Source organism: Streptomyces olindensis (assembly GCF_040645895.1).
Classification (GTDB): domain Bacteria; phylum Actinomycetota; class Actinomycetes; order Streptomycetales; family Streptomycetaceae; genus Streptomyces; species Streptomyces olindensis.
Genome location: NZ_JBEYZD010000009.1, coordinates 140,588 through 163,418, shown reverse-complemented (window position 1 = coordinate 163,418; position 22,831 = coordinate 140,588). Strand labels below are relative to the sequence as shown.

The 22,831-nt window shown below is 72.7% G+C and carries 21 protein-coding genes and 2 tRNA genes; 16 read left to right on the top strand and 7 right to left on the bottom strand.

The features are described from left to right. Positions 1-167: 167 nt before the first annotated feature. From ABZ948_RS08120 to ABZ948_RS08090, 7 genes are all read left to right on the top strand, one after another. Positions 168-1,121, top strand: coding sequence for a phosphatase PAP2 family protein (locus ABZ948_RS08120; RefSeq protein WP_359758101.1), 954 nt, complete (start codon positions 168-170; stop codon positions 1,119-1,121). Further along, positions 1,072-2,193 carry a hypothetical protein gene (locus ABZ948_RS08115; protein ID WP_359758100.1) on the top strand — a complete coding sequence of 374 codons (1,122 nt, stop codon included), beginning with the start codon at positions 1,072-1,074 and terminating at the stop codon, positions 2,191-2,193. Before ABZ948_RS08120 ends, ABZ948_RS08115 begins: the two co-directional genes overlap by 50 nt. Then, positions 2,184-3,773, top strand: a complete 1,590-nt coding sequence (locus ABZ948_RS08110; protein WP_359758099.1) for an amino acid adenylation domain-containing protein — start codon at positions 2,184-2,186, stop codon at positions 3,771-3,773. Before ABZ948_RS08115 ends, ABZ948_RS08110 begins: the two co-directional genes overlap by 10 nt. Continuing rightward, entirely contained in the window at positions 3,770-5,104 is a 1,335-nt protein-coding gene (locus ABZ948_RS08105) for an AAA domain-containing protein (protein ID WP_359758098.1), read from the top strand. Before ABZ948_RS08110 ends, ABZ948_RS08105 begins: the two co-directional genes overlap by 4 nt. A gap of 334 nt (positions 5,105-5,438) precedes the next feature. Further along, the gene (locus tag ABZ948_RS08100; RefSeq protein WP_359758097.1) at positions 5,439-5,807 is read left to right on the top strand and encodes a DUF8844 domain-containing protein; all 369 of its coding nucleotides are present in this window, start codon (positions 5,439-5,441) and stop codon (positions 5,805-5,807) included. Between the two features lie 123 nt (positions 5,808-5,930). Further along, the gene (locus ABZ948_RS08095) at positions 5,931-6,545 is read left to right on the top strand and encodes a bifunctional DNA primase/polymerase (protein ID WP_359758096.1); all 615 of its coding nucleotides are present in this window, start codon (positions 5,931-5,933) and stop codon (positions 6,543-6,545) included. Further along, positions 6,536-6,609: transfer RNA gene (locus ABZ948_RS08090), tRNA-Lys, on the top strand. Before ABZ948_RS08095 ends, ABZ948_RS08090 begins: the two co-directional genes overlap by 10 nt. A gap of 59 nt (positions 6,610-6,668) precedes the next feature. Here the strand turns inward: ABZ948_RS08090 and ABZ948_RS08085 are convergent. Next, entirely contained in the window at positions 6,669-7,934 is a 1,266-nt protein-coding gene (locus ABZ948_RS08085; RefSeq protein WP_359758095.1) for a M6 family metalloprotease domain-containing protein, read from the bottom strand. Positions 7,935-8,241: 307 nt separating this feature from the next. On the opposite strand from ABZ948_RS08085, the gene ABZ948_RS08080 reads away from it, so the two are divergent. Beyond that, a complete protein-coding gene (locus ABZ948_RS08080; RefSeq protein ID WP_359758094.1) occupies positions 8,242-10,101 on the top strand; it encodes a putative bifunctional diguanylate cyclase/phosphodiesterase in 1,860 nt (619 codons plus the stop codon). On the opposite strand, the gene ABZ948_RS08075 is transcribed toward ABZ948_RS08080, so the two are convergent. The 4 genes from ABZ948_RS08075 to ABZ948_RS08060 form a co-directional block, all read right to left on the bottom strand. Next, positions 10,077-11,168 carry an LLM class flavin-dependent oxidoreductase gene (locus tag ABZ948_RS08075; protein ID WP_359758093.1) on the bottom strand — a complete coding sequence of 364 codons (1,092 nt, stop codon included), beginning with the start codon at positions 11,166-11,168 and terminating at the stop codon, positions 10,077-10,079. The two genes, ABZ948_RS08080 and ABZ948_RS08075, sit on opposite strands and share 25 nt — an antisense overlap. A gap of 94 nt (positions 11,169-11,262) precedes the next feature. Continuing rightward, positions 11,263-11,448: a hypothetical protein gene (locus ABZ948_RS08070; protein ID WP_359758092.1), complete on the bottom strand. Its 186-nt coding sequence runs from the start codon at positions 11,446-11,448 to the stop codon at positions 11,263-11,265. Positions 11,449-12,195: 747 nt separating this feature from the next. Next, positions 12,196-12,927 (bottom strand): maleate cis-trans isomerase family protein, encoded by a 732-nt coding sequence (locus ABZ948_RS08065; RefSeq protein ID WP_359758091.1) that lies wholly within the window; start codon positions 12,925-12,927, stop codon positions 12,196-12,198. Then, positions 12,924-13,739, bottom strand: coding sequence for a maleate cis-trans isomerase family protein (locus tag ABZ948_RS08060; protein ID WP_359758090.1), 816 nt, complete (start codon positions 13,737-13,739; stop codon positions 12,924-12,926). Before ABZ948_RS08060 ends, ABZ948_RS08065 begins: the two co-directional genes overlap by 4 nt. Before the next feature lie 195 nt (positions 13,740-13,934). Between ABZ948_RS08060 and ABZ948_RS08055 the strand changes: the two genes are divergently transcribed. Both ABZ948_RS08055 and ABZ948_RS08050 read left to right on the top strand, forming a co-directional pair. Continuing rightward, positions 13,935-14,882, top strand: coding sequence for a D-2-hydroxyacid dehydrogenase (locus ABZ948_RS08055; RefSeq protein WP_359758089.1), 948 nt, complete (start codon positions 13,935-13,937; stop codon positions 14,880-14,882). Between the two features lie 17 nt (positions 14,883-14,899). Further along, a complete protein-coding gene (locus ABZ948_RS08050) occupies positions 14,900-16,309 on the top strand; it encodes an amidase (protein ID WP_359758088.1) in 1,410 nt (469 codons plus the stop codon). Here ABZ948_RS08050 and ABZ948_RS08045 read toward each other — a convergent pair. After that, positions 16,290-16,784 (bottom strand): DUF3830 family protein, encoded by a 495-nt coding sequence (locus ABZ948_RS08045; RefSeq protein WP_359758087.1) that lies wholly within the window; start codon positions 16,782-16,784, stop codon positions 16,290-16,292. The two genes, ABZ948_RS08050 and ABZ948_RS08045, sit on opposite strands and share 20 nt — an antisense overlap. A gap of 107 nt (positions 16,785-16,891) precedes the next feature. On the opposite strand from ABZ948_RS08045, the gene ehuB reads away from it, so the two are divergent. The 6 genes from ehuB to ABZ948_RS08015 all read left to right on the top strand — a co-directional run bounded on the left by ehuB (position 16,892) and on the right by ABZ948_RS08015 (position 21,067). Beyond that, positions 16,892-17,821 (top strand): ectoine/hydroxyectoine ABC transporter substrate-binding protein EhuB, encoded by a 930-nt coding sequence (ehuB, locus tag ABZ948_RS08040; protein WP_359758086.1) that lies wholly within the window; start codon positions 16,892-16,894, stop codon positions 17,819-17,821. Next, positions 17,818-18,519 carry an ectoine/hydroxyectoine ABC transporter permease subunit EhuC gene (gene ehuC / locus ABZ948_RS08035; RefSeq protein WP_359758085.1) on the top strand — a complete coding sequence of 234 codons (702 nt, stop codon included), beginning with the start codon at positions 17,818-17,820 and terminating at the stop codon, positions 18,517-18,519. The genes ehuB and ehuC overlap by 4 nt, the downstream gene beginning before the upstream one ends. Beyond that, positions 18,516-19,166, top strand: a complete 651-nt coding sequence (gene ehuD, locus ABZ948_RS08030) for an ectoine/hydroxyectoine ABC transporter permease subunit EhuD (RefSeq protein WP_359758084.1) — start codon at positions 18,516-18,518, stop codon at positions 19,164-19,166. Before ehuC ends, ehuD begins: the two co-directional genes overlap by 4 nt. After that, a complete protein-coding gene (gene ehuA / locus ABZ948_RS08025) occupies positions 19,156-19,941 on the top strand; it encodes an ectoine/hydroxyectoine ABC transporter ATP-binding protein EhuA (RefSeq protein WP_359758083.1) in 786 nt (261 codons plus the stop codon). Before ehuD ends, ehuA begins: the two co-directional genes overlap by 11 nt. A gap of 197 nt (positions 19,942-20,138) precedes the next feature. Beyond that, positions 20,139-20,897: an IclR family transcriptional regulator gene (locus tag ABZ948_RS08020; protein ID WP_359758082.1), complete on the top strand. Its 759-nt coding sequence runs from the start codon at positions 20,139-20,141 to the stop codon at positions 20,895-20,897. A gap of 96 nt (positions 20,898-20,993) precedes the next feature. Next, positions 20,994-21,067: transfer RNA gene (locus ABZ948_RS08015), tRNA-Lys, on the top strand. 55 nt (positions 21,068-21,122) lie between these two features. Here ABZ948_RS08015 and ABZ948_RS08010 read toward each other — a convergent pair. Beyond that, a complete protein-coding gene (locus ABZ948_RS08010; protein ID WP_359758081.1) occupies positions 21,123-22,793 on the bottom strand; it encodes an AMP-binding protein in 1,671 nt (556 codons plus the stop codon). Positions 22,794-22,831: the final 38 nt, after the last annotated feature.

The following is a 22,831-nucleotide window of genomic DNA, read 5'->3' as shown; positions in this document are numbered from 1 at the left end:
GCAAGCGGAACTCATCCATCATCGCGCACCCTGTTCACGGGCAACCCGGGGGGCGATCTCTGCGTCTTTGAGGTCCGGAGAGCGCCCCCTGGGCGCGCACACACGCCGTAAAGTGACACGCCCGGACGGCCGGGCGCCGCGTGACGACGAAGGGGGAGGGCGATCGGATGCCGCACGCCGAGACACTGGGCACCGAGGCGGCCCCCGCGCGCAGGCTGCGCTGGTGGACCGAGCTGCCGCTGATCCTGCTGGTGTACGCGTGCTACACGGCGGGCCGGCTCCTCGCCCGGGGGGACGTCTCAGGTGCGGTCGACCACGGTCTGGCGCTGCTGCGTTTCGAGAAGGCGCTCCGCATCAACTTCGAGCACCCGCTCAACCGCCTCTTCACGCACGAGGCCTGGATAGGCATACCGGCGGACTTCTGGTACGCGTCGCTGCACTACCTGGTCACGCCGGCGATCCTCGTCTGGCTCTTCCGCTCCCGGGCCGTGCGCTACCGCGCCGCGCGGACCTGGCTGATGACGTCCACCCTCATCGGCCTGATCGGTTTCACCCTGATGCCGACCTGCCCGCCCCGGCTCCTCGACGCGAGCCACGGCTTCGTGGACACGATGGCCCAGTACAGCTCCTACGGCTGGTGGGGCGGCGCGGCGAGCGCGCCGCGCGGCATGGGGGGCATGACCAACCAGTACGCGGCCATGCCGAGTCTGCACGTGGGCTGGGCCCTGTGGTGCGGAGTGATGCTGTGGCGCTACGGCGGCACGCGCACGGCGAAGGCGGCCGGTGTCGCCTACCCGCTGATCACGACGATCGTGGTCATGGGCACCGCCAACCACTACTTCCTCGACGCCGTCGCGGGCGCGGCCGTCATGGGCGTCGGACTGCTGCTGGCGCCGGTCGTGATGCGCACGGCGGACCGGGTCAGGGCACAGCTCCTGCCGAGTGTCACGCCGGTCGCGGCGGACTCCTCCGGCGCAGGTTCCCCGATTGTCAGTGCCGGATGCCAGACTTCCGCGGGTGAGCGAATTCCACGGCAGCGCGAGTCGCGGCACGGAGCGGGAGCCGAGCCGAGTGCCTCCCCCAAGGACGCGGGGGACGGCGCTCCGGCACCGGCTCGCTGAGCTGCGCGGCCCCGACGTACCCGCGAAGGCACTGGACGCGCGCGCTCTGGCGGCCCTGGCCGCCAACCCCGGGTGTGCGCGCCGCGCGATCCTCGACGGCGCCGGGGTGAACAAGGCGGCCCTGGCGAGCGCGCTGGGCTCCCCCTCGGCTTTCGGGCAGTCGCAGTTCGCGCTCACGCGGGGCAACGCCTTCGAGGCGAAGGTCAAGGCCGACGGCGGCGCGGAGCTGCTGCGGCTGGTGCACGAGAAGCTGGACCGCTCCGCCGAGCCGCCCGCCGACGCGCGCGTGCCCGACCTGACCGCGACCGGCCCCCAGGGGCGCACGGCCCGTACGGCGCTGGAGCTGCGCGAGGCCGCCGCGCACCCGGGCGCGTGGACGCTGCTCGACCACCCGATGCTGGCGCTGGACGTCGCGGGCTCCCCCGCGTTCCTGGAGCCGGACGCCGTCGTGGTGCATCCGGACGGCGGCTGGACGGTGGTGGAGATCAAGTCCTTCCCGCTGCTGGACGGTTCGGCCGACCCGGCGAAGGTGGGGGCGGCGGCCCGGCAGGCGGCGGTGTACGTACTGGCGCTGGAGGAGCTCGCGGCCCGGCTGGAGCCGGCCCCGCGCGTGCGGCACCGGATCCTGCTGGTCTGCCCCCGGGACTTCTCCAACCAGCCGGCCGCGTCCGCCGTGGACATCCGCAAGCAGCGCGCGGTGACGGCCCGCCAGCTGGCCCGGCTGACCCGTATCGAGGACATCGCCGACGCGCTCCCCGAGGGCACGTGCTTCTCGCCCGAGCTGCCCGCCGAGGAGCTGACGGCCGCCGTGGAGTCGGTCCCGGCGACGTACGCGCCGGAGTGCCTGTCCGCGTGCGAGCTGGCCTTCCACTGCCGGAACAGGTCGCGCGAGACGGGCGCGGTGACCTCGCTCGGCCGCCCGGTGCGGGCGGAGCTGGGCGGCCTGACGACCGTCGAGGACGTCCTCGCGGCGGCCCGCGGTGAGGCGGGCGACCCCGGCGATCCGGCGGTGGCGGCCCTGCGCCGCGCGGCGGCCCTGCGCGCCGAGGCCCTGGAGGCGGCGTGTCGCTGATCTCCACCCTCGCCCGTCTCGAAGCGGTCAGCACGGGCCGCGCCCAGCCCGCCGCCACCGTCCGGCACCGGCACTTGGGCGACCGTCCCCTGGTGTTCGTGCCGCTGATCACCGCGGGTGAGGCCGGCGCCCCGCTCGGCGCGCTGGTCGGCACCGACCGGGACGCGCCGCGTCTGCTGGTCGTCCCGCAGCCCCGCGACCGCGACCTCAGGTTCGCGTTCCTGGCCGACCTGGCCGACGTGGTGCTGCCCTACGTCGACTCCTACGCGGAGGTCGTCGAGGCCGCCGAGCGCACCGAGACCGACCCGGAGACCGGCAAGCGGGTCAAGGTCGAGGTCGACCTGTGCGCGGACGCGCCGCAGCTGGTCGTGCCGAGCCGGGCGGGCATCGACCTGGTGCGGCTGCTCGGGCGGTCCACGCGGTTCCGGCGTACGGCCGAGCAGGACCCGGAGGCGCCGTACCCGGCGCCGCCGCGGGTGCCGCTGCTCGGACGGTGGCTGACGCACTTCGGGGAGCGGGCCCGGGTGCCCGGTTCCTCGCTGCTGCTGGCGATGACCGACGTCCTGGGCCGGCACTGGGCGACCGGGCAGTCCACGCTGGAGGACCAGCACCTGGGGGCGCTGCTCGCCTGGATCGACCCGCCCGAGGGCATGACCGGCGCCGAGGCCGCGCTCAAGGCCGAGCTGGAGCGGGACGCCCAGGGACAGCTGACCTGTCCCCCGGCCGGTCCGGCCACCGACCCGGCCTTCGACAACAAGCTCCTCGCCCCGGCCATCGAGCGCTACGACCGCGCCCGCACGGCCCTGGCCGCCGCCGAGGACGGCCTGGAGGCCGACGACCGGCTCGGGGCCCTGACCGCCGCCGAGCGGGAGATCCGCGACCTGGTGCTCAGCCGCACCCGGCCCACCTGGGACGCGGTCTGGCGGGGCCTGGACCTGCTGCGGGAGCTGCCCGAGGGAGCGCATGTCGAGGAGCGGTGGACCCGCGACCGCTGGTCGTTCACCGGCCACCGCGACCGCGTCCTGGCCGGCGAGCCCCCGCAGCCGCGCCGCGACGACGCGGTGACGGCGGCGAACAAACTGGCCACGCGCGAGCGCGAACAGGCCCGGCTGGAGGCGCAGGAGGCCCTCGACGACCCGCTGGTGATGGCGGGCCGGCGGCTGGCCGGGGAGGCGTTCGCGGGCGAGGTCACCGATGTCGTGATGGCGTACAGCGACGGCAAGCGCCCGAGCCCCCGCCCCCTCGTCACGGTCCGCACGGACGACCGGCCGCATCTGGGCGAGCGCACGAAGGTGTACCGCTCGCTGGGCGGCAAGCCGCAGTCGGCGGAGTTCGTCGCGGAGGAGGAGGGCGCCTGCGTCGTGCTGCGGATCCTCGACAAGATGGGCCGCGGCAAGGAGCCGGAGCCGGGCTCGGTGCCGGAGAAGGGCGACCGGGTCTGCTTCACGCTCTTCGAGCACGAGCAGCGGGGCGGCGCCAAGCTGCCCGACCCGGAGGAGACGCCGTGGACGCACGGCGGGCCGCCCGGTGTGGCGGTCCTGGAGGCCGCCGACCCGGTGACCGAGGAGGATGTCCTGTGACCACGGTGTTCGATCCCTCGGCCGCCGCGGCACAGGCCACCGACGCGATCCTCCACGACACCCTCCACGGCACCGCGCGCGGTGTGGTCGTGGACTCCCCGCCCGGCGCCGGCAAGTCCACGCTGGTGGTCCGGGCGGCCCTGGAACTGGCCGAGGCCGGTCACCCGTTGATGGTGGTCGCGCAGACCAACGCCCAGGTCGACGACCTCGTCCTGCGGCTCGCCGAGAAGAACCCCGAGCTGCCGGTGGGCCGCCTGCACAGCAGCGACGCCGACCCGTACGACAAGGCGCTCGACGGCCTGGAGAACGTACGCAAGTCGGCCAAGGCGGCGGACCTCGCCGGGCAGGCCGTGGTGATCTCGACGGCGGCGAAGTGGGCGCACGTCAAGGTCGACGAGCCGTGGCGGCACGCCATCGTCGACGAGGCGTACCAGATGCGCTCGGACGCGCTGCTCGCGGTGGCCGGGCTGTTCGAGCGGGCGCTGTTCGTGGGCGACCCGGGGCAGCTCGACCCCTTCGCGATCGTGGGCAGCGAGCAGTGGGCGGGCCTCTCGTACGACCCGTCGGCCTCGGCGGTGACGACCCTGCTCGCGCACAATCCCGACCTGCCGCAGCACCGCCTGCCGGTGTCCTGGCGGCTCCCCGCCTCGGCGGCGCCCCTGGTCTCGGACGCCTTCTACCCCTACACGCCGTTCCGCAGCGGCACCGGCCACGGTGACCGGACCCTGTCCTTCGGCGTGCCGTCGGACGGCTCGGGCCCCGACCGGGTGATCGACGAGGCGGCGGCGTCGGGCTGGGGCCTGCTGGAACTGCCCGCCCGGCACACCCCGCGCACGGACCCGGAGGCGGTCCGGGCGGTGGCCACGGTCGTGCGCCGCATGCTGGACCGGGGCGGCGCGGCGACCTCGGAACGCTCACCGGACCCCTCCCCCCTCACGGCCGACAGGATCGCCGTGGGCACGGCCCACCGGGACCAGGCGGCGGCGGTCCGCGCGGCCCTCGCCGACCTCGGCGTCACCGAGGTGGTCGTGGACACGGCGAACCGGCTGCAGGGCCGCGAGTACGACGTGACGGTGGTCCTCCACCCCCTCTCCGGCCGCCCCGACGCCACCGCGTTCCACCTGGAGACGGGCCGCCTCTGCGTCCTGGCCTCCCGCCACCGGCACGCGTGCGTGGTGGTGTGCCGGGCGGGGGTGACCGACCTCCTCGACGACTACCCGTCGACGGAGCCGGTCCAGCTGGGGACGGTGGTGAAGTTCCCGGATGGGTGGGAGGCGAACCACGCGGTGCTGGCGCATCTCGCGGAGCACCGGGTGGCCTGGCGGCCATGACCCACACCCCCGAAACCACCCGCCTCTCTCTCCCCCCCGGCCGGAGGCCGGCACGCCGCCGGAGGCGGCCGGTGAACACAGCCCGGACGGGTGGGAGGCGAACCACGCGGTGCTGGCGCATCTCGCGGAGCACCGGGCGGCCTGGCGGCCATGACCCACACCCCCGAAACCACTCACCCCGGCCGAACATCGCCCCTCCCGGCGGCCGTGGCGAACGCGGGGTGGTGGGGTGGCCGTATCCACCACCGCGATGCCCACTTGCGCGCCCGCGAGACAATGGACGGTGGCCCACTCCACCGGGAGGGCCGTGCGCGACGTACGAGGAGGAGAAGACATGGCGGAGCCCACGCCGCGTCGGAACGAACCGCGGCTACGCCCCGCGCCCCTGCTCTTCGAGCCCGCGGAGGCGGCCTCCGACCCTGAGCACTTCTTCGACCTCGAGTCGATCGACGACCCACGGGCGCTGCTGGCCCGGGCGACCGAGCTGACGCTGGCGTTCCGGGCGGCGGCGGACCGGGCCGTGGAGTTCCAGGCGATGGCGGCCGCGCAGCTGGCCGACCCGCGGCGCTTCGACCGGCTGACGACGGCCGACATCGCCGAGCGGGCCGAGTGGACCGAGGACTACGCCAAGAAGATGGTCGAGTTCGGGCGGGACCTGATGCGGGGCGACGCCGAAGGCCGAGGACCCGGCGAACCGGTCTAGAACACGCTCCGCCCGACCACCCGGCATATGCCAGGCGGGCAAGATACCCCCACCCACCCGCTCCTGTCCCGATTTCCCGCAACCCTCGGGAACCGCACGCTCACGGCCGGTACACATGAAGGCATGAGCAGCGCATGGAACGCCTCCCACGTCACCCCGGACGGAGCCGCCTGGCTCGCCTCGGCAGGAACGTATCCGCGAAGCACGCTCGCCCTCTGGGAGGAGCGGCCGGACGCCCCGGTCGTGCTGCCCTGCGGGTCGGTCTTCGACGTGGTCAGCGCCCCGGCCCTGTTCGGGCGCCGGATGCTGGACCGGCTGTGGGACGACGGCCCCGGCTCGGGCCCGGTCGCGGAGCTGCGCGGCAGGATGCTCCTGTTCGCCGCCCCGGGCACGGCCCAGCGGCTGCCGGCGCTGCTGGAGTGGGAGGAGTGGGGCGCGGGCGGCGGGGACGCCCGGGAGACCTGCCGCACGGACGCCGTACCCCCGCTGCTGTGCCACGGCACCGGCGACGCGGTGACCGTCCCGGCCCCCACGCAGAGCGCCTCCCCCGTCACGCCCGCCCCGACCCGCTCCACCGCCCGCTGGCTCGTCGCGCCCGACACCCGTCAGCCCTGGCTGCCGGGCCCCGAGGTCCTGCTGTGGGCGGCCGTGCGAGCGGCCCGCTCGGCCGTGCGGATATCGATTTTTCCTCCCCCCGACCAGGGTGCTAAGGTCTACGACGTCAGCAGGCGCCGCTAGCTCAGTTGGTTAGAGCAGCTGACTCTTAATCAGCGGGTCCGGGGTTCGAGTCCCTGGCGGCGCACCGACAGCGGTAAGGCCTCTCGCGAGAGCGAGAGGCCTTATTGCATGCCCGGAAACCCTTCAGCGGCCCACCAAGATCTTCACCGTCCAGGCCCCCGAAGCCGTGCGGCCCTCCACCTCCACCCGCACCGCCTCCCCCGGCACCGTGAAGCTCTCCCCGAGAGCGATCGGGGCGTCCGCGAGGGGTGGGTAGACCGAGTCCTCCCAGCAGGCCTCCGTGCGCGGGTGGGCGTCGATCACCTCGATCGGCCCGCCCCCGGACTGGGCCCCGCCCCGCACCCGGTACACGAGCACGCCCTGCCGGCACGCCGCCGCGTCGTTGCCCACCGGCCCCCGCGCCTCGAACGCGAGCACGCTGTCGCGCCCCGTCCGCACGACCGCGAGCTTGGTGCCCCGCCCCAGCCCGAAGGCCGGTGCCCCGGCGGCGCCCGCCACCGGCACTCCGGGCCCCGCGGCCAGCGGCTCCAGCGTCAGCCGGGCGGGACCGGCGTCCTGCACACACCGCACCTGCCGCGCGTCCAGCCAGCCCAGCTTCCACTTGTGCCAGCCGAACAGATCCGGGGCCAGTCCGAACTGGCTGCCCATCAGGTCCCAGTCACCGACGTGCGTGTCCCAGTCGCCCTTGCCGTCGGCGGGCCGGTGGTAGAGGTCGGGCAGGTCGAAGACGTGCCCGGTCTCATGGGCGAGGACGAGCCGGTCCGGCGGATGCTGCTCGAACACCGTGACGATCCGGCGCAGATCGGTGCCGTCGGCCCGCAGCGGACTCGTGAGGTTCACGACCTTCGTCGCGTCGGAGTCCACGCCCGGCGCGTCCGGATCGGCGACGAAGTACACGACGTCGTAGCGCGAGAAGTCCACCCGCGGGTCGGCCGCGGCGAGCGCGTCGCGCAGATAGGCGGCCCGGTGCGCGGGGCTCCAGTCACGCTGTATGTCGTACGCGGTGGACGGCCGGGGCATCTGGATCCAGTGCCTCAGCGGGTGCGGGCGCAGCGTGAAGCGGCCGTAGGAGGCGCGTTCGAAGAAGCGGGTGGTGGCCGGGAAGTGGTCGGCGGTCAGCTCCTGCGGCGTGGTCAGCGGGTGGGCGTCCGGGAAGGACAGGAAGACCATGACCGCGTCCAGGGCCCGGGCCGGGCGCGGATAGGCGGCGTTCCACGTGTCCAGGCCCTCCGAGTGGTGGGCGTCGGTGCGGGTCAGGGCGCAGGGCGCGGCCGGGTCGGACTCGGCGACCGAGGGGCCGGTGCCGAGGGAGGTGGCGGCGAGCGCCGACATGGTGGTGAACACGGCCGCGGTGCTGCGCAGTCGGGCGCGCGGGAACGGACGCGGCACGGATACCTCCGGGTACGGTTCGCGGGACACCGCACCCAGACTGTGATGATTTGTCGTACCGCGCCCTGTTTGCCTGCACCAGTTGGGTGAGAGGGTCGAAAATTCACGGAAGCCGACACCCCCGAAGCATTCACGGAACGTCACAACTGGTCGGGAGGCTGAAGAGGCCGTCCGGGTGTGAGCAGAAACGATCTGGCAGAAGCGCGGACTGGCCGGGAAGACTGGACACCGGCTGGAAGCCCCTGGGGCCAGCCTCTATGATCGGCACACTTTCCTGACCTTTCCTGCACGGACAGAGATCGAATACATGCGGGAGCGAGCGGTGAGCGGAACCTCCGAAGGGCCGGCGCCCGCGGCAGACCTGGACCGGCCGGTCGTCACAGAGAGTGAGATTGTCACGTCTCCCCGTACCGAGCCCGTGCCGCAGCCGCCCTACCGCTCCGCCTTCGCGGCCGCCCCGCTCGCCATGGCCGTCGTCGACCGCGAGGGCCTGGTCGTCAGCGCCAACGACGCGCTCGCCGCGCTGCTCGGCAGCGGTCCGGACGAACTCGCCGGGGCCGTCGCCGCCGACCTGGTCGACCTCACCTCCGACGCCCGCAGCCGGCACGCCTACCGCGAGGTGCTGCGCGGCCGGCAGTCCAGGCTGCGCTGCACGCGCCGTCTGAAGCACCCCGACGGGAACTCGCTGTGGGTCCAGGTGACGGTCGCGCCGCTGCCCGCCGAGGACGGGGGCGTGCTGCTGTCGGTCGCCGACATCAGCGCCCGGCGCGAACTCCAGGCCCGCCTGAGGCACTTGCAGATGCACGACCCGGTGACCCGGCTGCCCAACCGCACGCTGTTCTTCGAGCGGCTGTCGGCCGCGCTGGAGGCGGAGTCGTACGAGCGGAGCGGCACGGGCCGGATCGGGCTGTGCTACCTGGACCTGGACGGCTTCAAGGCCGTCAACGACACGCTCGGCCACCGCATCGGCGACCGGCTGCTGGCCGCCGTGGCCGAACGCCTGACGCGCTGCGCGGACGAGGCCGGTCACTCCCGGACCAGCACCCCGCTGGTGGCGCGGCTGGGCGGTGACGAGTTCGCGCTGCTCGTCGAGGACTCCACCGGCACCGAGCAACTGGCCGAGCTGGCCGAGTCGGTGCTGAAGGCGATCCAGGACCCGTTCGACATCTCCGGCCGGCGGCTGTCGGTGTCGGCGTCGATCGGCGTGGTCGAACGGCACGCGGCCGGGACCACCCCGACGGCCCTGATGCAGGCCGCGGACACGACGCTGTACTGGGCGAAGGCCGACGGCAAGGCCCGCTGGACACTGTTCGACCCGGAGCGCAACGCTCACCGCATGACCCGTCAGGCCCTCGCCTCCACGCTCCGCCCGGCCATCGACCGGGGTGAGTTCCGGCTGGAGTACCAGCCGCTGGTCGGCATGGAGGACGACCGGCTGCACGGGGTCGAGGCGCTGGTCCGCTGGAACCATCCGCAGTTCGGCGTCCTCACGCCGAATCGGTTCATCGGACTCGCGGAGGAGGACGGTTCGATCGTTCCGCTGGGCCGCTGGGTACTGCGCACGGCGTGCGAGCAGGCCCGCCGCTGGCAGCTGGACCACCCGGAGGGGCCGCCGATCTTCGTCAGCGTGAACGTGGCGGTGCGTCAGGTCTGGGACTCCGACCTGGTGGCGGACGTGGCCGAGACCCTGGCCGAGACGGGGCTGGCGCCGCACCTGCTCCAGCTGGAGCTGACGGAGTCGGCGGTGATGGGCTCGGCGGGCCGGCCGCTGCAGACGCTGAAGGCCCTCAGCGACATGGGTGTCCGCATCGCCATCGACGACTTCGGCACGGGCTACTCGAACCTGGCGTACCTGAGCCGGCTGCCGGTGTCGGTGCTGAAGCTGGACGGGTCCTTCGTGCGGGGCTTCCAGTACGACGACCGGGAGGCGGCCGCCCGGGCGAACCCGGCCGACGAGGTCGTCGTCGAGGCGATGATCCAGCTGGCCCACCGGCTGGGCCTGACGGTCACCGCGGAGTGCGTGGAGACCTCGGCCCAGGCCACGCGGCTGCGGAGCATCGGCTGCGACACCGGACAGGGCTGGCTGTACTCCCGTCCGGTGCCGCCGGACCGTATCTCCGAGCTGCTGGGCAGGCCGGGCGTTCAGGCGGGCGTCGGCAACCCGTAGGCGTCGGCGATGAGTTCGTAGGAGCGCACACGGACGTCTCCGCCGTGGGCGTTGGCCGTGATCATCAGCTCGTCGGCGCCGGTGCGCTTGGCGAGGTCGTCCAGGCCGGAGCGGACCTCGTCCGGGGTGCCGTGGATGACGTTGGCGTTCCAGGAGTCGACGAAGTCGCGCTCCACGGGGCTGAACTCGTACGCCTCGGCCTCCTCGGGGGTGGGCACGAGGCCGGGGCGGCCGGTGCGCAGCCGGACCATGCTGAGCGCGGCGGCCAGCACTTGGCGGCGAGCCTCCTGCTCCTCGTCGGCGGCGAGCGCGGAGACGCCGATCAGGGCGTACGGCGCGTCGAGCAAGGCGGACGGCTGGAAGGACTCGCGGTACAGGTCCAGGGCCGGGATGGTGTTCTGCGCCGAGAAGTGGTGGGCGAAGGCGAAGGGCAGTCCGAGGGCGCCGGCCAGGCGGGCGCTGAATCCGGAGGAGCCGAGCAGCCAGACCGGAGGGCGGTGCGGGGACTGGACGCCGCCGGGGGAGGTGGCCTGGACGGGTCCGGGGACGGCGTGGATGCGGCGGTAGGGATGGCCGTCGGGGAAGTCGTCGTCGAGGAAGCGGATCAGCTCGGCGAGCTGCTGGGGGAAGTCGTCGGCGCCCTCGTTCAGCCGGTCGGTGCGGCGCAGGGCGGCGGCGGTGGCGCCGTCGGTGCCGGGCGCGCGGCCGAGGCCGAGGTCGATGCGGCCCGGGGCCATCGCCTCCAGCGTCCCGAACTGCTCGGCGATCACCAGCGGGGCGTGGTTGGGCAGCATCACGCCGCCCGAGCCGAGGCGGATGCGGTCGGTGTGGGCGGCGAGGTGGGCCAGGATCACGGCCGGGGACGAGGAGGCCACGCCCGGCATGGAGTGGTGCTCGGCGACCCAGTAGCGGTGGAAGCCGCGCGTCTCCGCCAGACGGGCCAGGCCGACGCTGGTGCGCAGCGCGTCGGAGGCGGTGCGGCCCGCCCCCACGGTGACCAGGTCCAGTACGGAGAGGGGGACGGGGGCGCTGCCCTGTGCTGCGCCGCGAATCTCGTCTGCCGCCACGGTGGGGTGCCTCCTGCTGTGGGCCGTGTGCTGTCGTTCCGGCGTTAACAGGGGACTGTCTCCGCTTATTCCCGGGCAACCGTGCCGGGGTCCGTCAGGCGGCCTGCTCCCAGTCGTTCCGCGCGCAGCCGGGCGGGGGCGGGGGGCCGGCCTTCTCACGGGCCCGGAGGACGGTCCAGGCGAGGGCGGCCGCGCCGAACAGCCACCACGGCAGGAGCCACACGACTCCCCACCAACCGGCCCGCGGACCGAGCGAGGCATCCACCGCGGCGGTGATCATGGCCGCCGCCAGACTCCAGCACAGCAGGCGGGCTGAGGCCTGGACAGCGCTTGCAGGGGATCGGAACGGTCCCGTTTCGGCCATCGGAGGGGGTCCTTCACGGCACGACTGGCTGCGGACGTGGCCAGTGTGCACGGGGTGGACGACTGAAGGGGAACGCGCTTTCGGTCAACTCAAGCGCCTTTTGTGTCGGCGGAGTTGAGCATTCCTCAGCTCTCAGTTGGACATGGGAGCAGGTACGCCCCACTTTGCCCCGAATAAGCGGTAGGACCGATTCCGGCCCGCATGGGAGCTGCATTCGAGGGCACCGCGCCTCTTCATGGGCTGTTTGGAAGGCACCTTGGGCTTCATGACGACTCGTGCGGCGAGATGCCTCAGGGCAACGTTCACAGTCGCCGTCAGCCTGAACCTGGTCGGACCTGATGCGCAGGAGAAGGAACAAGATCAGCTCGCGTGGCCGTCTGCGCGGCGCCTGGGTGACGGGGCTCTTCGGGGCCGTGGTGGCTGGGCCGCGGGAACTGCTCGACTCCGGCGTCGGCTGGGACTTTCCGTTGGCCATGGCGGTCGGGGCCGTCGCCGGTGGAGCCGTCGGCTTCGTGTTCCCCTCCGTCCTGCCCCGGCGGCGCCGGGAACGGCCCGTCGGCCCGGCGCCGCCGCATCCCCCGCCCCCGCCGCCTGAACGGAGGGCGTGAGAGCGGGGCGGAGATCCGCTGAGTCGGCCTCGCACCGGCCTGGAGCGGGCTGGGCTCAGGCCTGGATGATCGGCTCCCTCGTGAACAGGGCGCCCAGTTCCGGTGCGTTCACCCGGCGGTCCGCCAGGCGCAGGGCCTCCCAGACCGTGACCTGGTTGGCGGTGAGGATCGGCTTGCCGAGCTCCTTCTCCAGGGCCGGGATGTGCGCGGCCGTGTGCAGGGCCGTGTCGGGCAGGAGCAGGGCCTGGGCGTCGGGGTGGTCGGAGTTGCGGGCCAGGGCGAGGAGTTCCGCCTCGCCCCAGGTGCCGACCTCGGCCGCCGTGATGATGCCGGAGCTGCTGACCGACACGACGTCGACGCCGTCCGCGCGGAGGAACTGCGCGAAGAGCTGGGCCACGTCCTCCGGGTACGTCGCCCCGATCGCGACCCGCCGCACCCCCAGCTCCCGCACCGCGTGCACGAACGCGAAGGACGTCGAGGAGGCCGGCATGCCCGCCGTCTGGGCCAGGGTGCGCACCTGTTCCTGCGCGCCGTCCCAGCCGTAGACGAAGCTGCCGCTCGTGCAGGCCCACACCACGGCCTCCGCGCCGGCGTGCCGCAGCTCCTGGACGCCGGCCGCGAGCCGCCCGGCCGCGCCCATCTCCAGCAGCGCGTCCACCCGGTGCGCGTCCTCACCGATGTCGGTGTGCACCAGGTCCACCCGGATGTCGCTGCCCAGCAACTGCTCGATGCGCGGATAGTCGTCCTCGGCGGAGTGGCCCGGGTAGAGGAATCCCAGTGCTGTCATGTCCAGCCTTCCTGCTGCTGCTCTTCTTCCGGCACGACGGGACCGGGGTCCGCCCCCGGCGGTACGGGGCCGGACCGCGCCGCCGGATTGATCAGCGCTTGATACGGCCCCACCGCACGGGTACCCAGTCGCCGCAGCGCCGCCCACATCGTCACTTGGTTGGCCGAGATCACCGGGATGCGCAGCTCCGCCTCCAGCTGGGGGATCACGTCGTAGGTGGGCAGGTTGGTGCAGCTGATGAACAGCGCGTCGGCGTCACCGCGGACGGCCTGGCGCGCCATGTCCACGACCTCCCGGTAGGGCACCTTCCAGATGTGCCGGGTCAGCCCCATGAAGGCGCAGCCGGAGATCGCCACGCCGGCCTGGGCGACGTAGGCCTCCAAGGACTGCGTGACCGAGACCGTGTACGGCGTCACCAGCGCCACCCGCCGGACGTCCAGCTCGACCAGGGCCTCCAGCAGCGCGCCCGAGGTGGTGATCGCGGGAACGGCACCCGCCCGGCTCATCGCCTCGCACATCGCCCGCTCGCCCATCGTGCCGCCGACGAAGCTGCCCGACGTGCAGGCGTAGGCGACGACCTCGGGGGCGATCGCGGTGAGCGTGCGGACCGCCTCGCTCAGCGTCTCGTGCTCGCTGACCAGGCGGGCGAGGTCGAGACTGACCTCGACCGGCACGTACGGCGTGCGTGTCATGTGCAGGGAGACCCCGTCCGGCACCCAGCGCCACAGCTCGCGGTCGAGTGCGAAGTCGAACGGGGCGACGACGCCGACCCCGCGCTGCGGGCTGGGCCCGCCGAGAAATGAGACGTCCATGGCAGGCACCGGCCTCACGCTGGGCAACGAGTGTGCAACGGATCGTGGGAACGCCCGTGTTGACGACGGTAGGTTCGGGTGCGAGCGTGGTCAATCCGCCCGGATCACTCCCTGGTCAACACCGGGTTAACTCGTCGTCACCGGCAGCCCCCCGGGGCCGGCCGGCCCGCCGAACGGCTGGAGAAACGGCTGCTCATGCCCACCCCCACCCTGCTCGTCCTGGACGCCGAACCCCTCCCCCGCCTCGGCCGCCTCACCGGCCGCGCCCGTATCGAACACACCGACGCGGCGGGGCTCGCGGAGCACCTCCCGCGCGCGGACGTACTGCTGGTGTGGGACTTCACCTCGCGCGCCGTGCGGGACGCCTGGCCGGGCGAGGGCCCGCGGCCCCGCTGGGTGCACACGGCGAGCGCCGGCGTGGACCATCTGATGTGTCCGGAACTCGCCGCCTCCGACACGGTGGTGACGAACGCGCGGGGCATCTTCGACCAGCCGATCGCCGAGTACGTCGCCGCGCTCGTCCTGGCGATGGCCAAGGATCTGCCGCGCACGCTGGAGCTGCAGCGGGAGCGGACCTGGCGGCACCGCGAGTCGCACAAGGTCGCCGGGACCCGGGCCGTGGTGGTCGGCTCCGGACCGATCGGCCGGGCGATCGCCGGCACGCTCAAGGCGCTGGGCATCACGACCGCGCTGGTGGGCCGCACCCCGCGCACCGGCGTGCACGGCCCGGAGGACCTGGACCGGCTGCTGTCCCGCGCCGACTGGGTGATCGCGGCCGCGCCGCTCACGGAGCGGACGCACGGCATGTTCGACGCCCGCCGCTTCGGCGTGATGCAGCCGTCCGCCCGGTTCGTCAACATCGGCCGGGGCCAGCTCGTCGTCGAGGACGACCTCGCCGACGCCCTGGCCAAGCACTGGATCGCGGGCGCCGCGCTGGACGTCTTCGCCGACGAACCCCTGACCCCCGAGAGCCCGTTGTGGCGGCTCCCGGGCCTGATCGTGTCGCCCCACATGAGCGGGGACACGATCGGCTGGCGGGACGACCTCGGCGCCCAGTTCGTGGAGCTGTACGAGCTGTGGGAGGCCGGCAGGCCGCTGGTGAACGTGGTCGACAAGCAGCGTGGGTATGTACCGGGCCACTGACGTTCCTGGGAGGGTGGATGACCGAGCTCACCGAGCTGACCGCCGTACGGCTCCTCGACGGTTACCGCAAGGGCGAGTGGAGTCCCGTGGAGGCCACGCGGGCGGCGCTGGAGCGGGCCGAGGCGATCCAGCCGGAGGTCAACGCCTTCGTCCGGCTGACCGCCGAGGACGCGCTGGAGCGGGCCCGGGAGTCGGAGGAGCGCTGGCGGCGCGGTGAGCCACGCGGGCTGCTGGACGGGGTGCCGGTCACCGTCAAGGACATCCTGCTGCTGCGCGGGGCGCCGACCCTGCGCGGGTCGAAGGCCGTGGATCCGGCGGGGCGCTGGGACGAGGACGCGCCGTCCGTGGCGCGGCTGCGCGAGCACGGGGCGGTGTTCCTCGGCAAGACGACGACGCCCGAGTACGGCTGGAAGGGTGTGACGGACTCGCCGCTGAGCGGCGTGACCCGCAACCCGTGGGACCCCGCGCGCACCGCGGGCGGGTCGAGCGGGGGCAGCGCGGCGGCCGTGGCGCTCGGCGCGGGACCGCTGTCGCTGGGCACGGACGGCGGCGGCAGTGTGCGGATCCCGGCGTCGTTCTGCGGGATCTTCGCGCTGAAGCCGACCTACGGGCGGGTGCCGCTCTACCCGGCGAGCGCCTTCGGCACGCTGGCGCACGTGGGGCCGATGACGCGGGACGCGGCGGACGCGGCGCTGCTGATGGACGTCATCGGCCACCCGGACTCGCGCGACTGGTCGGCGCTCGCCCCGCCGCCGGGTGCGTACGCGGAGGGCCTGGTCGGCGGGGTGCGCGGGCTGCGGGTGGCGTACTCGCCGTCGCTGGGCGGGCAGGTGGCGGTGCAGCCGGCGGTGGCGACGGCGGTGCGGCGGGCGGTGGAGCGGCTGGCGGAGCTGGGCGCGTACGTCACGGAGACCGACCCCGACCTCACCGACCCGGTGGAGGCGTTCCACACCCTGTGGTTCAGCGGGGCGGCGCGCGTGACGCAGCATCTCGGTCCGCGGCAGCGCGAGGTGCTGGACCCGGGCCTGCGCGAGATCTGCACACAAGGCGCCCGCTACTCGGCGCTGGAGTATCTGGCCGCGGTGGACGTGCGGATGGACCTGGGCCGCCGGATGGGCCGCTTCCACGACACCTACGACCTGCTCGTCACCCCGGCCCTGCCGATCACGGCGTTCGAGGCGGGCACCGAGGTGCCGAAAGGATCCGGCCACCGGCGCTGGACGGGCTGGACCCCGTTCACGTACCCGTTCAACATGACGCAGCAGCCCGCGGCAAGCGTGCCGGTCGGCGCCGACGGGGACGGGCTGCCGATCGGACTGCAGCTCGTGGCCGCCCGGCACCGGGACGATCTGGTGCTGCGGGCGGCGCACGCGCTGTACGAGGCCGGAGTGGCGACGGCCGGCCGGCCTACGCCCTCCGGAAGCTGAGCGACTCCCCCGCCGCTCCCGACCTCCACAGGTCGTTGCACGCCTCGGCCATGGCGTCCAGGCCGTCGACGACCTGGCCCCAGACGATGCCCGGCACCCAGCCGACGTCGCCGTTCAGCAGCAGGTTGTTGCGCTCGTAGAACAGGGCCAGGTCGACGAGCGTGGTCCCGGCGCGGACCTCGCGGTCGTAGCCGTAGGACTTGGTCCCCAACTCCGCACCGGCGAAGGTGAAATAGCACAGGTCGCCCGGAATGGGGGTTACGGTCGGGTTTTCGAGGGGTGGCTCGGTTGGGGCGAAGGGCGGGAAAAGGGCGTAGATCTCGTTGCGCGCGTACTTCGCGTGGTAGACGTCGCCGGCCAGTGGCAGAGAATCCCAGACGGCCGCGCAGGTGATCGGCGCGCGGTCGTCCAGCAGCCTGGCCGTGCAGGTCACGTCACGCTTGACCAGCGAGACTTCGATGTAGCGATCAGCCATGCCCTCCATGGGAGTGCCCCCCGCCCCCGCGGTCAAGGGCGCGCGGGGAGAGTGCGGGGCTTGAAAAGATCGGCATAACTCTCATGCGGTCGGGTAGCCGCGCGCCCATGGCTCCACCACGCAGAAGCCCATCGAGAAAACCCGAACCCCTACTCCAGGCCATATCCGGGCCCACACGCCGGTCGCTGCTCGCGGGGGTCGCGGCGCTCGGCGCAGTGGGCGCCGCCGGATGCAGCCGGGTCGCCACCGCCTCGGACGTCAAGGGCGGTGACCTCCTCGACCGCCTCCGGGCGGCGGGCGTCGTCCGGCTCGGCATCGCCGGTGAGATCCCGTTCGGATTCATCGACAAGAACGGCGAGCTGACCGGCGAGGCACCGGAACTGGCCAAGGTGATCTTCAAGCGTCTCGGCGTCGACCGCGTGCAGCCCGTGCCGACCGAGTTCGGCTCGCTCATCCCGGGCCTGAACTCCCAGCAGTTCGACGTCGTGGCCGCCGGGATGTACGTCAACCCGGAGCGCTGCGAGCAGGTCATCTTCTCCGACCCGGACTACCAGATGCTCGACGCGTTCATCGTCCGCAAGGGCAACCCGAAGGGGCTGCGCAGCTACAAGGACATCGTCGAGAAGAAGGCGAAGTTCGCCACCGGGACCGGCTACGCCGAGATCCAGTACGCCGTCGAGGCGGGGTACAAGGAGAGCGACATCCTCATCGTCCCGGACCAGGTGGCGGGGCTGAACGCCGTCGAGGCGGGACGCGTGGACGTGTTCGCCGGCACGGCGCTCACCGTGCGCGAGGTGGTGAAGAAGTCCGCCAAGGCGGAGGCCACCGAGCCCTTCAAGCCGCTCGTGGGCGGCAAGCCGCACGTCGACGGGGGCGCCTTCGCGTTCCGGCCGACCGAGACGAACCTGCGCGACGCCTTCAACGTGGAGCTTCGCAAGCTCAAGAAGAGCGGCGAACTCTTCCGCATCCTCAAGCCGTTCGGTTTCACCGAGGCCGAGATGACGGATCTGACCGCGAAGGAGCTCTGCGGCGGATGACCTCGGGACTCTGGGAACTGGTACTCAAGGGCGCCTGGGTCACGATCCAGCTGCTCGTCTGCAGCGCGCTGCTGGCGGCCGCCGTCTCCTTCGTGGTCGGCGTCGCGCGCACCCACCGGCTGTGGATCGTCCGCTTCCTCGCGGGCTTCTACACCGAGGTGTTCCGCGGGACCTCGGCGCTGGTGATGATCTTCTGGGTGTTCTTCGTGCTGCCCCCGGCCTTCGGCTGGCAGCTGGTGCCGCTGTGGGCGGGCACGCTGGCGCTCGGCCTGACCTACGGGGCGTACGGCTCCGAGATCGTGCGCGGCGCGCTGAACGCGGTCGACCCGGCGCAGAAGGAGGGCGGCATCGCGCTCAGCTTCACGCCCTGGCAGCGGATGAAGCTGATCCTGCTGCCGCAGGCGGTGCCGGAGATGATCCCGCCGTTCTCCAACCTGCTGATCGAACTGCTCAAGGGCACCGCCCTGGTGTCGATCATGGGCATGGGCGATCTGGCGTTCAGCGGCAACCTGGTGCGCCTGGCGCTGCAGGAGAGCGCGGAGATCTACACGTACATCCTGATCGTCTACTTCGTGATCGCCTTCCTGCTCACCCGGGTCATGCGCGGTCTGGAGAAGAAGCTCAAGGCGGGGGTCGGGAAGAAGCCCGACAGCAAGACCCGGGCGCCTGAGCCGGTCGTGGTGGAGGCGGTCCGATGAACTGGGACTGGAGCGCGGTCTCCGACTTCATGCCGGACTTCTGGGAAGGCCTGCTGGTCACCCTGCAGATCCTGGTGATCGGCTCGCTGATCTCCTTCGTGCTGGGCCTGGTGTGGGCGCTGCTGATGCGGGTGCCGACGCGCTGGGTGACCTGGCCGGTCGGGGCGGTCACGGAGTTCGTCCGCAACACCCCGCTGCTGGTGCAGCTGTTCTTCCTCTTCTACGTGCTGCCCGAGTGGGGCCTGACGTTCTCGGCGCTGACCACCGGTGTCTTCGCGATCGGCCTGCACTACTCGACGTACACCATGCAGGTCTACCGGGCCGGTATCGAGGCCGTGCCGACCGGGCAGTGGGAGGCGGCGACGGCACTGAACCTGCCGCTGCGCCGGACGTGGACCGCGGTGATCCTGCCGCAGGCGGTGCGCCGGGTCGTGCCCGCGCTCGGCAACTACGTCATCGCGATGCTCAAGGACACGCCGATGCTGATGGCGATCACCGTCCTGGAGATGCTCGGCCACGCGCGCCTGTTCTCGCAGGAGCACTTCCAGTTCACCGAGCCGCTGACGGTGATCGGAGTGGCCTTCATCGTCATTTCCTACCTGGCCTCCCTTGCCCTGCGAGTTCTGGAGCGACGCCTTGTCCACTGACACCCTCCCCAACCCCGAGAAGAACCCGCCCAGGAGCGGCGGCGAGCTGATCCGGCTGGAGCAGGTCACCAAGCGGTTCGGCGACCACACGGTCCTGGACCACCTGGACTTCTCCGTGGACGCCGGCAAGCACGTCACGCTGATCGGCCCCTCCGGATCCGGCAAGACCACGATCCTGCGGCTGCTGATGACGCTGACCAAGCCCGACGAGGGCACGATCACCGTGGACGGGGAGCGGCTGTTCCCGGCGCCCGAGAAGCAGGTCCGCGAGGTCCGCAAGAAGATCGGGATGGTGTTCCAGCAGTTCAACCTGTTCCCGAACATGACGGTCCTGCGCAACATCACCGAGGCGCCGGTCACGGTCCTCGGCATGTCGAAGGACGCCGCCGAGGAGCGGGCGCGCGAGCTGCTGGAGCTGGTCGGGCTGACCGACCACCTCGACAAGCACCCGGCGCAGCTGTCCGGCGGCCAGCAGCAGCGGGTGGCGATCGCCCGGGCGCTGGCGATGCGGCCGCAGGTGCTGCTCCTGGACGAGGTGACGTCCGCGCTCGACCCGGAGCTGGTCGCGGGTGTGCTCGACGTGCTCAGGGACATCGCCCGCTCCACCGACATCACGATGCTCTGCGTGACCCACGAGATGAACTTCGCCCGGGACATCTCCGATCAGGTGCTGATGTTCGACTCGGGCCGGATCATCGAGGCCGGCTCGCCGGAGAAGATCTTCAGCGAGCCGGAGAAGGACCGGACGCGGGAGTTTCTCAGCGCAGTGCTGTGACTACGGGCGGTGACCAGGCGGAATGCCGGATCGCCGGACTGGGGCATGCTGCTGGCATATGCCAGCGGGTCAATGTCCCGGTCCGGGCGCCCGGGAATCTTGTCAACCCCCGCTCCGCGCGGGCCCTTTGCCGGTTAACCTGAGAAAGGTTCACTGACCGGATTACGGCCCTCAGAGCAAGCGCAGGGGAGACCACCGTGGCGCTGACGCACGAGCCGACCACCCCCTACCACTCGGCCCAGGAAGCCCTGCGCGTCCTGGAGACGGTGGCGCGGGACAGTTCCGGCGTCACCGACGCCGAGCTCGCCCGGCGCACCGGCATCGGACCGGAGCGGCTCACCACGCTGCTGCGCATGCTGCGCCGCGAGGGCTACGTCGAGCAGATCACCGACGGCGCCTACGTCGCGGGCGAGACCCTGACCCGCCTCGGCTCCGCCCACCACCGCGAGCAGGCCCTGCGGGACAAGCTCCAGCACACCCTCGACCGGCTGCGCGACTCGGTCGGCGCCGCCGTCTACATGAGCCGCTACGTCGACGGCGAGATCAGCGTCACCCAGTACGCCGACAGCCCGGCCACCCCCAAGGTCAACGAGTGGGTCGACTTCCGCTCCTCGGCCCACGCCACCGCCATCGGCAAGAGCCTGCTCACGCAGCTCGACCACGCCGGCCGCCGCGACCACCTCGCCCGGCACAAGATGGCCCGCCTCACCTCGCGCACGATCACCAGCGACCGGCTGCTGCTCTCCCGGCTGGAGGCCCAGCCGCCCACCGTGCCCGTCCTGGACCTCCAGGAGTACGCGGTCGGCACGATCTGCGCGGCCGTCCCCATCACGGCCGGCTCCACCGTCGGCTGCCTGGCCCTGTCCCTCCCGGTCGAACACGCCCACCGCCTGCGCCAGGCCGCGGACACCCTCAACCGCAACGCCGCGCCGGTCCTGCTGTCCATGGCGATCTAGCGCCGCGCCGGGTGGTTCGGAGCACCCCTTGGGACCAGGTAGTATTTTCTGCGTCGCCCACCGCGGAACACGCTTCCGACGGTCGGCGTGAGTCATGCGCCGCTAGCTCAGTTGGTTAGAGCAGCTGACTCTTAATCAGCGGGTCCGGGGTTCGAGTCCCTGGCGGCGCACGATGACGATGGCGAGGCGTGTTCGCGGAAAGCGCGAACCACCTCGCCATCTCCGTTATTGCGCGGCTTCGCCGCGCGTCGTGGGGGCTCCGCCCCCCACACTCCCTGCCGAAGGGTCCCTTGTGGGAGCAAGGGGCCCTTCGACGTCTTCCCTGGTCAGCGGCCGATACAGGGGCGCTCCGGGCGGCCGCCACCACACCGGGTCCGCGCAGCGGAAACCCTCTCTCCGCAATGCCGCGCGCTGGATCTTGTTCGTCGCCGTCACCGGCATCCGCTCCACCACCCGCACGAACCGGGGCGCCATCTTCGTCCCCAGGTCGGGCTGCGCGCGCAGGAACGCCGCGAACCCCTCCGGGTCGAACGTCCCGGCGATCGTCGCCATCACCTGGTCCCCCGTCACCGGGTCCGGCACCGCGTACACGGCGACCGCGGCTGCTCCCTCGTAGCGGGCGAGGATGTTCTCGATCATCGCGGCGGCCAGGTTCTCGCCGTCGACGCGGAGGCGGTCGTCGGTGCGGCCGGCGAAGTAGAGGTAGCCCTCGCGGTCCCGGTAGAAGAGGTCGCCCGTCCAGTACCAGCCTCCCCTGCGCCGCTCCGCCTCCGCCGCCGGGTTGCGCCAGTAGCCCTCGAAGGGGCTCGGGCCCCGGTTGACCAGCTCGCCGATCGCCTCGTCCCCGTTGAGCAGGCGCCCCGCCGCGTCGAAGCGGGCCGGCGGGCACTCCTCGCCGGTGTCCGGGGCGAGGACGACCAGCCCGGGCGCCGCCCGGCCGACCGCCCCCGGGGGTGTCCCCGGCGACCACTGCACGGCCGCCCCGCCCTCCGACGAGCCGTACCCCTCCACCAGCCGCACCCCGAACCGCCGCGCGAACGCCGCCGCGTCCACCGCGCCCGCCTCGGTGCCGAACCCCAGCCGGAGCGGGTTGTCCCGGTCGTCCGGCCCCGGCTCGGTGGCCAGCACGTACTGGATCGCCCGGCCGACGTACGTGAAGTACGTCGCCCCGTACCGGCGCACGTCCGGCAGGAAGCGGGACGCCGAGAAGCGGCGGCGCAGCGCCACGCCCGCCCCCGTCACCAGCGCGGGCGCCCAGCCGGCGATCACCGCGTTGCCGTGGAACATCGGCATGCAGAGGTAGTGGACGTCGTCCGGGCCGAGGGAGAACTGCCCGGCCAGCGCCTGCCCGGCCGCGGCCAGTCGCCCCTGGGAGCAGAGCGCGGCCTTGGGCGCGCCGGTCGAGCCGGAGGTGAAGTAGAGGAGGAGGCGGTCGCGGGGCGTGGCCCGGGAGGCGTCCGGCCGGGCGTCCGCGTAGGGCGCGAGGAGTTCGGCGCAGTCCGCCTCGTCCGTCACCAGCAGGCGGACGCCGGGCAGGTCCAGGTCGCGCAGCAGCGGCAGGTGGGCCCGTTCGGTGACCAGGATCCGGCACTCGGTGTGCAGGATGTCGCGGGCGAGCTCGGCGCCCCGGCGGGTCGGGTTGACTCCGGCCACCGCCGCCCCGGCCAGGGCCGCCGCACCCAGCCACAGGGGGAACTCGGGGGTGTCGTCGAGCAGGACGCCGATGTGGGGTGCGGCGCCCGGCGGCAGCCACTCGGCGAGCAGTGCCGCCCGGGCCGCGGCTCCGGCCGCCACCTCGTGGTGGGTCAGCACGCGCTCCCCGCACCACAGTCCCGGCCGGTGGTCGCCCCACCGGCCGGCGACGAGTTCCGCGACCGTGCTCGCGCTGGAGTCCATGGGCGCGCACGGTAGTTGACGTACCGTCAGATGTGGAG